General features: G+C 62.1%; 12 protein-coding genes. 9 read left to right on the top strand and 3 right to left on the bottom strand.

The window, feature by feature from the left end:
• Positions 1-13 precede the first annotated feature (13 nt).
• The 5 genes from WA943_RS03460 to WA943_RS03440 are packed head-to-tail and all read left to right on the top strand — an operon-like array spanning position 14 to position 5,429.
• Complete coding sequence (locus tag WA943_RS03460) at positions 14-712, top strand: CpaD family pilus assembly protein (protein ID WP_424468447.1); 699 nt, start codon at positions 14-16, stop codon at positions 710-712.
• Positions 709-1,986: an AAA family ATPase gene (locus tag WA943_RS03455; RefSeq protein ID WP_424468446.1), complete on the top strand. Its 1,278-nt coding sequence runs from the start codon at positions 709-711 to the stop codon at positions 1,984-1,986. The genes WA943_RS03460 and WA943_RS03455 overlap by 4 nt, the downstream gene beginning before the upstream one ends.
• Before the next feature lie 17 nt (positions 1,987-2,003).
• Entirely contained in the window at positions 2,004-3,458 is a 1,455-nt protein-coding gene (locus WA943_RS03450; RefSeq protein WP_424468445.1) for a CpaF family protein, read from the top strand.
• Between the two features lie 14 nt (positions 3,459-3,472).
• Positions 3,473-4,453, top strand: coding sequence for a type II secretion system F family protein (locus WA943_RS03445; RefSeq protein ID WP_424468444.1), 981 nt, complete (start codon positions 3,473-3,475; stop codon positions 4,451-4,453).
• 7 nt (positions 4,454-4,460) lie between these two features.
• The gene (locus tag WA943_RS03440) at positions 4,461-5,429 is read left to right on the top strand and encodes a type II secretion system F family protein (RefSeq protein ID WP_424468443.1); all 969 of its coding nucleotides are present in this window, start codon (positions 4,461-4,463) and stop codon (positions 5,427-5,429) included.
• Between the two features lie 82 nt (positions 5,430-5,511).
• On the opposite strand, the gene WA943_RS03435 is transcribed toward WA943_RS03440, so the two are convergent.
• Positions 5,512-6,429 (bottom strand): tetratricopeptide repeat protein, encoded by a 918-nt coding sequence (locus WA943_RS03435; protein WP_424468442.1) that lies wholly within the window; start codon positions 6,427-6,429, stop codon positions 5,512-5,514.
• 143 nt (positions 6,430-6,572) lie between these two features.
• Here WA943_RS03435 and WA943_RS03430 point away from each other — a divergent pair, with 143 nt between their 5' ends.
• On the top strand, positions 6,573-7,730 hold the full coding sequence (locus tag WA943_RS03430) for a TAXI family TRAP transporter solute-binding subunit (RefSeq protein ID WP_424468441.1): 1,158 nt from the start codon (positions 6,573-6,575) through the stop codon (positions 7,728-7,730).
• Here WA943_RS03430 and WA943_RS03425 read toward each other — a convergent pair.
• Positions 7,727-8,401 carry a glutathione S-transferase family protein gene (locus WA943_RS03425; RefSeq protein WP_424468440.1) on the bottom strand — a complete coding sequence of 225 codons (675 nt, stop codon included), beginning with the start codon at positions 8,399-8,401 and terminating at the stop codon, positions 7,727-7,729. The genes WA943_RS03430 and WA943_RS03425 overlap by 4 nt on opposite strands.
• 94 nt (positions 8,402-8,495) lie before the next feature.
• Between WA943_RS03425 and WA943_RS03420 the strand changes: the two genes are divergently transcribed.
• The 3 genes from WA943_RS03420 to WA943_RS03410 all read left to right on the top strand — a co-directional run bounded on the left by WA943_RS03420 (position 8,496) and on the right by WA943_RS03410 (position 11,148).
• On the top strand, positions 8,496-9,869 hold the full coding sequence (locus tag WA943_RS03420; protein ID WP_424468439.1) for a leucyl aminopeptidase family protein: 1,374 nt from the start codon (positions 8,496-8,498) through the stop codon (positions 9,867-9,869).
• A gap of 65 nt (positions 9,870-9,934) precedes the next feature.
• Positions 9,935-10,285, top strand: a complete 351-nt coding sequence (locus WA943_RS03415) for a MarR family transcriptional regulator (protein ID WP_424468438.1) — start codon at positions 9,935-9,937, stop codon at positions 10,283-10,285.
• The gene (locus WA943_RS03410) at positions 10,282-11,148 is read left to right on the top strand and encodes a C40 family peptidase (protein WP_424468437.1); all 867 of its coding nucleotides are present in this window, start codon (positions 10,282-10,284) and stop codon (positions 11,146-11,148) included. Before WA943_RS03415 ends, WA943_RS03410 begins: the two co-directional genes overlap by 4 nt.
• 160 nt (positions 11,149-11,308) lie before the next feature.
• Here WA943_RS03410 and WA943_RS03405 read toward each other — a convergent pair.
• Positions 11,309-11,775 (bottom strand): ATP-binding cassette domain-containing protein (locus WA943_RS03405; RefSeq protein ID WP_424468436.1); only part of this gene is annotated, 467 nt, incomplete at its 5' end.

Below are 11,775 nucleotides of genomic sequence, written 5' to 3'. Positions count from 1 at the left end.
AAACGGCATGATCATGAAAAAGTCTTTCTCGTCTCCCCGCCTGAGCTTCCTTGCCTTGGCGGCGTCCCTCGCGCTTGCCGGTTGCGGCGGTTTCAACGGCGCGTCGGAAGCAACCTATGATGCCAGCTACACGCATCCGATTGCGGTCGAGCAGGACGTGCCGACGCTGACCATTGCCGCCTCGCGCGCAAAGTCCGGCCTCACCGGCGAGGACCGCCAGGCGATCAACGCTTTTGCGGCGGCCTATAAGGACCGCGGCCACGGTCCCTTGAACGTCTCGACGCCATCGGGTTCCGCCAATACGACCACGGCCATGAACGTGCTTGTCGAAGTTCGCGATCTTCTCGCCGACAAGGGCATCTCTGGCGACAATATCAATTACACGCCCTATCGCGCGTCCGGCGCGGATACAGATGCGCCGCTTATCCTTTCCTACAAGCGCTATGTGGCAAAGGCGTCTGCCTGCGGCGACTGGTCGTCGAACCTTGCATATGACCCGTCCAATGGAACGCCGCCCAATTTCGGCTGCGCGACGCAGAACAATCTTGCCGCGATGATCGCGGACCCGGCTGATCTCGTCACGCCGCGCAATATGACGCCAAGCGACGCTCTGCGGCGCGGCGAAGTTTTCGGAAAATACCGCAAGGGTGAGATCACCGCGACGCAGCGTGACGATCACGACTCGGCGGCTGTGAGTGAGGTAAATAAATGACCAACGCAGCACGCAAGCAGACACCGATCGACCCGCCGCCGATGCCGGTTGAAGACGCGCCGGCACCGACCATGAAGCCGGTGCCACGCATCACCATTCATGCATTCTGCGAAAATCCTGAAACCGGCAGCATCATCCAGCGCGCGGGCGAAGATCGTCGCCTGGCAAAGGCGCATCTGACCGTTCACATGGGCGGCATGCGCGCCGCCGCCGAGCAATATCAGCAGGCGGCAACGCCGAACCTCATTCTTGTCGAGACCATGGCGGCCGGTTCGGAACTCTTCGGCCATCTCGCAGCGCTTGCCGAAGTGTGCGACGCGGGCACCAAGGTGGTCGTCATCGGGCATCTGAACGATGTTTCCGTCTATCGCGAAATGATCCGCCAGGGCGTCAACGAATATCTCGTGAGCCCGCTTTCACCACTTCAGGTCATCGAAGCCGTGTCGCGTCTCTATGTCGATCCGGACGCGCCGCCGATCGGTCGCTCCATCGCCTTCATGGGCGCGAAGGGCGGCACCGGTTCAAGCACCATCGCGCATAATGTCGGTTGGTGCATTTCCACGCGCATGAACGAAGACGTGATCATCACCGATCTCGATCTCGCCTTCGGAACGGCCGGTCTCGATTTCAATCACGATCCGGCGCAGGGCATCGCCGACGCGTTGATGGCGCCCGAGCGCCTCGACGACGTGCTGCTCGACCGCCTGCTCGTGAAATGCTCCGATCACCTGAGCCTTTTCGCAGCGCCCGCCGTTCTCGACCGCGACTTCGACATGGAAGCCGATGCGTTTGAATCCGTGCTCGAAATCGTTCGCGAGACGGTTCCTTGCGTCATCGTGGACCTGCCGCATATCTGGTCGCCCTGGACGAAGAAGCTGCTTTTCGCAGCGGACGAAATCGTCATCACCGCGACGCCGGATCTGGCGAGCCTGCGCAATGCCAAGAACATCATGGATCTGGCCAAGCAGCTCCGCTCCAATGACGGCCTGCCGCATCTCGTCATCAATCAGGTCGGCGTGCCCAAGCGTCCGGAAATTCCGGTGAAGGATTTTGCTGAAGCCATTGGCATCGAGCCGACGCTCGTCCTGCCTTTCAATCCGGGCCTCTTCGGCGCGGCGGCAAACAACGGGCAGATGATCGAAGAGCTCGATCCCAAGGGCAAGGCGACGGAAGGTTTTCGTTTCCTCGCCAAGCAGCTTTGTGGCCGCGAACCCATGCCTGCCAAGGCGAATTCAAAAATGTCTCTCCTGAAGCGGCTTACCCGCAAAGGTTGACCCGGAGGGTCTAACGCGTGTTTGGACGGCGTAACGATACTCAGACTGCTCCGCGCAAGGTTGCCGCGGTGCCCGCATCTGCGCCCGCTGCAAGCGGCGCTGCGCCCAAGGCCGATGCGGCATCCGCGGCGAAGCTTCCGCCTTCGCGCGCCGTCGCACCGACGCCGCCGCCCAAGCCCAAAGTGTCCGATCAGCGGTCTGAAAATTACTATCAGATCAAGACGACGATCTTCAACGCGCTGATCGATACGATCGATCTGACGCAGCTTGCCCAGCTCGACGCGGAAAGTGCGCGCGAGGAAATCCGCGACATCGTCAACGAAATCCTCTCGATCAAGAATGTTGTCATGTCGATCTCCGAGCAGGAAGCCCTGCTGCAGGATATCTGCAACGACGTGCTGGGCTATGGCCCGCTGGAGCCGCTGCTCGCCCGCGACGACATTGCCGACATCATGGTCAATGGCTGCGACCGCACCTTCATCGAAGTGGGCGGCAAGGTCGAGCTGACCGGCGTGCGCTTCCGCGACAACAGCCAGTTGATGAATATCTGTCAGCGTATCGTGAGCCAGGTCGGCCGCCGCGTCGATGAAGCAAGCCCGATATGCGACGCGCGCCTGCCCGACGGCAGCCGTGTCAACGTCATCGTGCCGCCTCTGGCGATTGACGGTCCCGCGCTCACCATTCGTAAGTTCCGCCGCGAAAAACTGACGATGAAGAACCTCGTCGAATGGGGTTCCATTTCGCAGGAGGGCGCCGACGTCCTCTCGATCATCGGCAAGGTCCGCTGCAACACGCTGATCTCCGGCGGTACGGGCTCGGGCAAGACGACGCTTTTGAATTGTCTCACGGCATTCATCGACATTGATGAACGCGTCATCACTTGCGAAGACGCCGCTGAACTTCAGCTTCAGCAACCCCATGTCGTGCGCCTCGAAACGCGCCCGCCGAATCTTGAAGGGCAGGGCCAGATCACCATGACGGAGCTTGTGCGCAACTGCCTGCGTATGCGTCCCGAACGCATCATCGTCGGCGAAGTGCGCGGACCTGAGGCTTTCGATCTGCTTCAGGCCATGAACACAGGCCATGACGGCTCGATGGGCACGCTTCACGCCAACAGTCCGCGTGAAGCATTGTCGCGCCTTGAAGGCATGATCACCATGGGCGGCTATGCGCTGCCGTCCAAGACGATCCGCGAAATGATCACCGGCTCGATCGACATCATCATTCAGGCTGCGCGCTTGCGCGATGGCTCGCGCCGCATCACGCATATCACCGAAGTGCTCGGCACCGAAGGCGACGTCATCATCACTCAGGATCTCTTCGTCTACGACATCGAAGGCGAAGACGAAACCGGCCGCCTTATCGGCAAGCACAAGGGCACGGGCATTGCGCGTCCGGCATTCTGGGAACGCGCGCGCTATTACAATCAGCATCACGCGCTTGCCGCCGCGCTCGATCGCGCGCAGAGCTGATCGGGAGGACGGCCATGAACCCAACTCTCGTGATCTTCGGCATCGCGATCCTCGCTGCACTTTGCATCGCGGGTATCGGCTTTGCTTTCATCGGCAGGGACGACAAGACGACGAAGCGCGTGGCGAGTGTGGCGCGCGCCGAACGCCACAAGGGGAACCGTGTCGATACGGAAGCCGAAAACGGCGACAAGCGGCGCAAGCAGGTTCAGGAAACCCTGAAGACCATCGACGACAAGCAGAAAGAGCATAAGAAGATCAGCCTGCGCACGCGCCTGGAGCGCGCCGGTCTGGAGACGACGCCAAAGAATTTCTTTCTGATCAGCGCGGCCACCAGCATCGCTCTGGCGTTTCTCGCGCTTGTTTCAGGCTTTTCCATTTTCGTCGTCATTGCCGCCGCTTTTGTGGGCGCGTTGGGCCTGCCGCGCTGGGTTCTTTCCTTCCTCATCACGCGCCGCCAAAAGGCATTTCTCGAAGAGTTCGCGAACGCCATCGACGTTATCGTGCGCGGCGTCAAATCCGGCCTGCCGCTCAACGACTGCCTGCGCATCATTTCCGCAGAAGCCGCCGAGCCTGTCCGCACTGAGTTCCGGGATCTTGTCGAAGGCCAGAAAGTCGGCATCTCTCTCGATCAGGGTCTGGGCAAGGTCTATGAGCGCATGCCGCTGGCGGAGGTGAACTTCTTCCAGATCGTGCTCGCCATTCAGCAGAAGTCGGGCGGCAATCTCGCCGAAGCGCTGGGCAATCTTTCCAAGGTGCTGCGCGAACGCAAGAAGATGCGCGCCAAGATTCAAGCCGTCTCGCAGGAAGCGAAATCCTCGGCCGCCATCATCGGCGCTCTGCCGCCGGGCGTCATGGGCGTGCTCTATCTCACGGCGCCGGGCTACCTGATGCCGCTTCTCAACACGACGGCGGGCAACATGATCATCGCCGGCGGTTTGGTCTGGATGATGATCGGCGTTCTCGTCATGCGCAAAATGATCAACTTCAACTTCTGAGGCAGCGATGTACTCGCTCATAGAGGCCGTCTTCAACGTACAGAGTGCAGTCATGTTGCTGGTCGGCATCGCCGCATTTGCAACCGTGCTGACCGTCACCTTGCCTCTCTTCGAGAGCGACAAGCTCGGCACGCGCATGAAGTTTGTAGCGACCGAGCGCGAGGCCTTGCGCCAGCGTTATCGCGAGCAGATGGCGGCGGACAAGGGCCGGTTGCGTCAGACGCCGAAGGGCTTCATCAAGGAAGTCGTGGAGAGATTTGCGCGCGGGCGAATGCTCGAAAACGAGGTCATCAAGGAAAAGCTGCGTCAGGCAGGCTTTCGCGGACAGGCGCCGATCTACACCTTCATCTTCTTCCGCTTCGTGATGCCGCCCATCGTGTTTCTGGTGCTGCTCTTCTACTTCTACGTCATCAACAGCCTCGGCCTCGCCACCATGTCGCGCATCGCCGTGGCCTCGGCAGGCGCTTTTGCCGGTTTCTATCTGCCCAATCTTTTCGTGCAGAACGTCATCGCGCGTCGTCAGGAATCGATTCAGAAAGCCTTTCCCGACGCGCTCGATCTGTTGCTCATCTGCGTTGAATCCGGCATGTCGATCGAGGCGGCCTTCGCCAAGGTGGCTGCCGAAATCGGCGATCAGTCCGTCGAGCTTGCCGAAGAACTGAGCGTGACGACCGCCGAGCTTTCCTATCTTCAGGAGCGCCGCAAGGCCTATGAAAACCTCGCTCTGCGCACGGGCCTGCCCGGCGTGAAGGCCGTGGTGACGAGCCTTATTCAGGCGGAGCGCTACGGTACGCCGCTTGGTCAGTCGCTGCGTGTCATGGCGCAGGAAAATCGCGACATGCGCATGGCGCAGGCTGAGAAAAAAGCGGCGAGCCTGCCCCCGAAACTCACCGTGCCGATGATCACATTCTTTCTGCCGGTGCTTTTCTGCGTCATTCTCGGCCCGGCGGCGATCAAGGTTTTCGAATGGCAGTGAAGGCCGCCTGCTGACGAAGCAGACTTGCCAAAGAAAAAGGCGCCCGAATCGGGGCGCCTTTTCATTTGAGCGTCGATGCGTCTCAGGGTGTCGCTGTATCCATCTGCGCAGCGGAAACCTTCGCGCCGGTCTCGTTGTCCAGCGTTTCCATCTGCTTCCACAGCGCAGGCTGCGTCAGCATATCGCGCAGATAGGCGATATTATTGTCCGCCACATTCGCGGGCAGGTCGGCGCGCGCAAGGCGCGTCGCTTCTTCGAAATTGCCCTTCAACCCAAGCACGACGGCAAGATTTTGTCGTGCGCTCGCACTGGCGCGAGGATCGGCAACCGCCTTGCGCAGCGTTTGCTCGGCAGCATCGAGATTACCTTCGATCGCATAGGAGAGGCCAAGATTTGTCAGCACGGACGGATTGCCGGGCGCGATCTTCAAGGCTTCGGCATATTTCGCCTGCGCATCGCTATAGCGTCCGAGCTGGTCGAGCGCGACGCCTTCAGCCGACAAGACGGTCCAGTCGCCGGGCTTCAGTTGATTGGCGCGCGCAAGGTTTGCCTGCGCCTGATCGGGTCGCCCCGACGCGGCAAGCGCCTTGCCGAACTCCGCCAGCACGGCGGCATCGTCGGGCCGCGCCTGCCTGGCGCGCTGCATGACGGTGAGCGACTGCGCAGTCGAGCCGATCTGGCGCAGCGATTTTGAATAGTTGAGCGCGGCTTCCGTGTCGTTTGCATTGCGGTCATAAAGGCTGCCCCAATAGGCGGCGGCCGACACATAATCCTGCGTCTTGGTGGAAGAGATGGCGGCTTCGCGAAGGGCGCCGTCGCTTTTTTCCTTCGGCGCGCTGGCTGAAGCACTGGAGGCCGAACTGTCGCCGCCCGCCGCTGTGCCGGTGCTCGCGCAACCGGACAAGGCCAGCACCGAAACAAGCGCGGTCGCAACGAGAAGTGCGGAACGCACGGTCATCGAGGGATGGCTGGTGGAGGTGCGAAAATGGGTGTCGTTCATGGCTTCTGTGCGCCCCGAAATGCGCGGACGAAATTTGAGCCTGATTTTGACCCGCCACCCTTCAAGAAAAGATTAATTATAATCGGACAAGGCGCACGCCAAATTAATCCAGACAGCGCAGCACTCCTGCCTAGAATGGTCCCATGGAGCGGTGGAAAAGCATCTGGGAAGATATTCAATCCCGCGGCCGGGCGGCGTCGGCGCATCCTGCCGCGCGCTGGGTCGTGGGTGCCGTGCTGGCTGGCGCGGTAGCGGGCCTGCTTCTGCTTGCCTATGGAAGCGCGCCTGCAGGCCTCGATGAGGGCGCCGAAAAGATCACCTTCTTCCAGATCGGCACTGGCGCCTCCGACGGCCCCTATTTCGCAATCGGTGGCCGCCTTGCCGCCATCGTCAGCAGGCCGCCCGATACGGGGCGCTGCGAGCCCGGCGGCCCATGCGGCGTCGATGGCCTGCTTGCCGTCGTGAAATCATCGGCAGGCAGCATCGCCAATGTACGCGCCGTCAGCGCACAGCGTTTTGAATCCGCGCTCGTGCAGTCGACTGTGCTCGATCAGGCGTTTCACGGCACCGGCGCCTTTCGCGGCGAAAAGCCCTTCACTAACCTCCGCGCCATCGGCTCCATCTATCGCGAGGCTGTGCATCTCGTCGCAAGCCGCGGTGCCGCCGTTACCGGCGTCGCCGACCTGAAAGGCAAGCGCGTCTCCTTCGGCGTTAAAGGCTCCGGCACGGAAACGGTGGCGCTGGAAATTCTGCGCGCCTATGGCGTGTCGCCAAAGACGCTCGACATCACTTATGAAGAGCCCGCGCGCGCTGCCGAGCGCATGTTGCGCGGTCAGCTCGACGCCTTCTTCTTCATCGCGGGCGAGCCGTCGCCCTTTCTTGCCGATCTCGCAAATCGCGGGACCATCGACATCGTGCCGATCTCGGGCGAGGCCGCGCAAAAGCTTCTCGCGACGCGTCGCGCCTATATGCCGCTTCATATTCCCGACGGCATCTATCGCTTCAACGGCGCGCTCGACACGCTGGCGGTGAGCACCGTCTGGATATGCAATGCTTCGGCCGATGCGGATCTCGTTCACAACATTGCCGCCGCGCTTTTCTATCCCGGCAACAGGGAGCTGCTGCCCGCGAATGAAGACCTGCCGCCCATCATCGGCAAGCGCGACAAGGCGACGGAAGATGCAAGGCGTCGGCTGCTCGTCGAAGGTGCGGCCGAAAATCTGGTGATCCCGCTGCATCCCGGCGCAGCGCGTTTTTATCGCGAGGAAAACATCGCGCTGGAAGCATTTGCTAAGCCCTAGGCGCGCTCCGCCATTTCCGCCTTTGCGCCCGCTTCCCATTCGAGAAATGCGGGAAGCGCCAGCACCGCCTTCATATAGGCTTGCGCCGACCCGTCATCGCCAAGCGCCGAAAGATCGACGCCATAGGTGCGAAACCGCGTTACGACCGGGGCATACATGGCGTCGGCAACGCTGAAGCGGCCGAAGAGAAAACCGTCATCGCGCGCCGCCTTGGCACCGAAACGCGCACGCGCGCCGCGCCACAAATCGACGATGCGCCGCGCCGCGATCAGCGCCGTCTCGCTATGTCCTTCGCCGGGATAGCGGTTGATGATGTCCATCGGCATGTCGCGGCGAACATCGACAAAGCCCGAATGCATTTCCGCCGCCGCGCTGCGCGCCATGGCGCGGGCAAGCGGTTCATCCGGCCAGAGGCCTTTTTCGGGAAAAAGATCGGCCATCGTCTCGCAAATTGCCAGCGAGTCCGAGACGACCACGCCCTGCCATTTCAGCGCAGGCACCTGGCCCGAGGGCGAATGCTTCAATATCTGCGCCTTGGTGTCGTCCTGCCGCAGTCGGATATGCGCTTCGCGAAACGGAATGCCCGCCACTTTCATCGCAATCCAGGGGCGCAGGCTCCAGCTCGACCAGTTCTTGTCGCCGATAACGAGTTCGAAATCCTGCGCTGTCATGAAAGGTCTCCACTGTCGCTGCACCCGTTGCGGGCCATGTTTCCCCTCTATAATGTCATCGCGGCGTCAGCGCGACGTCAATCCTGGAGCCTCCATGCTCGATATTTTTCTGACCACCAAAGATGCTACCGCAACGCCGATCTGGCTCGTTCGTGCCGCAGACCTCAAAGTCTGGTGCGCCGAACATGCAGGCGCGGGTGCGGCATGGGTTGAAACATCCGGCTTCAAGGCCGAAAGCGGCAAGGTCCTGCTGATCCCCGATGGCTCGGGCGGCCTGTCGGGCGCGGTGCTCGGCCTCGGCGACGGCTCCGATCCTTTCGCCACGGGCGCGCTCGTAGGCGCGCTTCCGGTGCGCACCTATCGTTTGGCGGGGAATCTCGGCCAGGCGGCGGAAAACGCCGCGCTCGGTTTTGCGCTCGGCACCTATAGTTTCACGCGCTATAGCGGCAAGCCGCGCGAATATCCGCGCCTCGTATTGCCAGATGGCATTGACGGCGAAGAGATTGGCCGCATCGCCTCGGCAATCTTCCTTGTCCGCAACCTGATCAACACGCCGACCAATGATATGAGCCCGGCGGACCTTGCCGATGCGGCGCTCACTGTCGCCAACGCGCATGGCGCGCGCACGAAGATCATTGTCGGCGACGATCTGCTGACGGAAAACTATCCCATGGTCCATGCGGTCGGGCGCGCGGCGGAAATCGCGCCCCGTCTGATCGACTTCACCTGGGGCCGCGAAGATGCGCCCAAGGTCACGCTGGTCGGCAAGGGCGTTTGCTTCGACACGGGCGGCCTCGATTTGAAGCCCTCCAGCGCCATGCTGCTGATGAAGAAAGACATGGGCGGCGCGGCCAATGTGCTGGCGCTTGCCGCGCTCATCATGGGCGCAAAGCTCGACATTCGCCTGCGCGTGCTGATCCCGGCTGTCGAAAACAGCGTTGCGGGCAATGCTTTCCGCCCCGGCGACGTGTTGAAAAGCCGCAAGGGTATATCGGTCGAAATCGGCAACACGGATGCTGAAGGCCGGTTGATCCTCGCCGACGCGCTGACGGAAGCCGATAGCGAAGCGCCCGATCTCGTCATCGACATGGCGACGCTCACAGGCGCTGCGCGAACCGCGCTAGGTCCCGAATTGCCGCCTTTCTATACCGACGACGACGCGCTCGCCGCTGACATCGCTGCCTCTGCGACGGCGGCCTCTGATCCGCTCTGGCGCATGCCGCTCTGGAAGCCTTACGACGCATGGCTCGACAGCAAGATCGCCGATGTGAACCACGTCTCGGACGGCGCATTTGCCGGATCGATCACGGCAGCGCTTTTCCTGCGCCGCTTCATCGACAAGTCGAAAGCCTGGGTGCATTTCGATATTTACGGCTGGGCCGCAAAGCCGCGCCCCGGTCGCCCGGTCGGCGGCGAAGCGCAGGCGATCCGCGCCCTCTACCACCTCCTCAAACGCCGCTTTGGTTGACCGCGCCGTAGCGCAGGTTAGACTGATCCGGGGCCGGAACGGATTTGGCCCGGGGGATGATTGAAATGGCTCTGGAGCTGAAGCCTGTACAGGCGCTGGCGCTTTGGCAGAATGTTGTGCTTGAAACGGTCCGCCGCGAAGGGCCGGATCTTTCCTCGCGCCAGCTCGCCATTCTTCTTTCCGTCTATCTGACGCCGCCGCCCCATACCGTGCGCGGCCTTGCCGCCTCGCTCAACGTGTCGAAGCCCGCCATCACCCGCGCCCTCGATACGCTGGGTCAGCTCGATCTGCTGAAACGCAAGCGCGACGAGGCGGACCGCCGCAATGTGCTCGTGCAGCGCACCGTCAAAGGCTCCGTCTTCTTGCGCGACTTCGGCGATCTCGTCGCCGACACGGCAGGGAGGCTCGATGCATGACGAAAATGTCCGGCCCGGATCGCCGCCTCAATCCTTATCGTGACGATCTCGCCGCCGCCCATCTGCGCGGCGAGGTGAAGGCGGCGCGCTTCGTCGATGGCGAGGATCGTCAGGTCAAAATACCGACAACGCCGCTGCTGCGGCGGCCCGCCGCCGAGGCGCCCATGGAAACGCAGCTTCTCTTCGGCGAAGTCTTTCGCGTCTACGATGAGAAAGACGGCTGGGCCTGGGGCCAGTCTGCCTATGACGATTATGTCGGCTATGTCGATGAGAAGGCGCTGACGCCGCGCGTTTACCGGCCGACGCATACGGTCGCGGCGCTGCGCACCTTCATCTATCCGCAACCCGATCTCAAAACTCGCCCGGCAACGCCGCTCGGCATGAACGCGAAACTGCGCGTCATCGGCGCGCGTGGCGACTTCAGCGAGATCGAACGCGGCGGCTGGGTTTTCACAAGCCATCTCGCGCCCGTCGCAGCACATGTGCGCGACTTCGTTTCCGTCGCGGAAGAACTGCGGGGCACGCCCTATCTCTGGGGCGGGCGCGACAGCATCGGTCTCGATTGCTCGGGCCTCGTGCAGGCCGCGCTTGAACGCGCGGGCATTTCATCGCTGCGCGATACCGACATGCAGGAAGCGACATTGGGCGAGCGCCTGCCCGAACCCATCGACTTCACGACGCTGAAGCGCGGCGATCTCGTCTTCTGGAAGGGCCATGTCGGCATCATGCTCGATGGCGAACACCTGATCCACGCCAACGCCCATCACATGCGCGTCGAAGCGGAACGCCTCGACATTGCGATGGCCCGCATCGCCCGCACAGGCGGCCTCGTCACCAGCGTGAAGCGCTTGCCGAAGCGGTGATCCGCATGGGGCTTCGCCCTTCGAGACGCGAACCTTCGGTTCGCTCCTCAGGGTGAGGGTTAAATATCAAGATTAAATTTTGGGGTAGAATTCTGAATTACTCCTCACCCTGAGGAGCCGCGAGGCGGCGTCTCGAAGGGCGAGGCCCCGCGCGCCGGCCTCAAGCGTTCACCACACCGGTCGGCGCCGCACGTAGATCAAACGCCGCCGCAAGCAGCGCCTTCGTATAATCGCTCTTCGGCGCATCGAACACTTCGTCCGCCGTGCCGCCTTCCACCACCTTGCCACCGCGCATCACGATGATGTCGTCGGCAAGCGCGCGCACCACGCGCAGATCATGGCTGATGAAGAGATAGGCGAGATTGTGCCGCCGTTGCAGATCGCGCAAAAGGTCCACGATCTGCGCCTGCACCGACATGTCGAGCGCCGATGTCGGCTCGTCCAGCATCACGAAGCGCGGCTTCAGCGCCATGGCGCGCGCAATGGCGATGCGCTGGCGCTGACCGCCGGAAAATTCATGCGGATAGCGGTCCTGCGCGTCCGGGTCTAGGCCGACTTCGGCCAGCGCATGCGCGACGAGTTCGCGCCGCTCCACCGCACTCAGCGCCATCCTCTGAACGATAAGCC

Source organism: Parvibaculum sp. (assembly GCF_049651025.1).
In the GTDB taxonomy this organism is placed as follows: domain Bacteria; phylum Pseudomonadota; class Alphaproteobacteria; order Parvibaculales; family Parvibaculaceae; genus Parvibaculum.
The sequence above is the reverse complement of the archived record's forward strand: the minus strand, read 5'-3'. Positions and strand labels throughout refer to the sequence as shown.

What these genes read in the sequence shown, in the direction of transcription:
- WA943_RS03420 (WP_424468439.1), top strand. Translation starts at nt 8,496, where the DNA reads ATGCTCGATATTTTTCTGACCACCAAAGATGCTACCGCAACGCCGATC.
- WA943_RS03430 (WP_424468441.1), top strand. Translation starts at nt 6,573, where the DNA reads ATGGAGCGGTGGAAAAGCATCTGGGAAGATATTCAATCCCGCGGCCGG.
- WA943_RS03455 (WP_424468446.1), top strand. Translation starts at nt 709, where the DNA reads ATGACCAACGCAGCACGCAAGCAGACACCGATCGACCCGCCGCCGATG.
- WA943_RS03435 (WP_424468442.1), bottom strand. Translation starts at nt 6,429, where the DNA reads ATGAACGACACCCATTTTCGCACCTCCACCAGCCATCCCTCGATGACC.
- WA943_RS03440 (WP_424468443.1), top strand. Translation starts at nt 4,461, where the DNA reads ATGTACTCGCTCATAGAGGCCGTCTTCAACGTACAGAGTGCAGTCATG.
- WA943_RS03415 (WP_424468438.1), top strand. Translation starts at nt 9,935, where the DNA reads ATGGCTCTGGAGCTGAAGCCTGTACAGGCGCTGGCGCTTTGGCAGAAT.
- WA943_RS03410 (WP_424468437.1), top strand. Translation starts at nt 10,282, where the DNA reads ATGACGAAAATGTCCGGCCCGGATCGCCGCCTCAATCCTTATCGTGAC.
- WA943_RS03460 (WP_424468447.1), top strand. Translation starts at nt 14, where the DNA reads ATGAAAAAGTCTTTCTCGTCTCCCCGCCTGAGCTTCCTTGCCTTGGCG.
- WA943_RS03425 (WP_424468440.1), bottom strand. Translation starts at nt 8,401, where the DNA reads ATGACAGCGCAGGATTTCGAACTCGTTATCGGCGACAAGAACTGGTCG.
- WA943_RS03445 (WP_424468444.1), top strand. Translation starts at nt 3,473, where the DNA reads ATGAACCCAACTCTCGTGATCTTCGGCATCGCGATCCTCGCTGCACTT.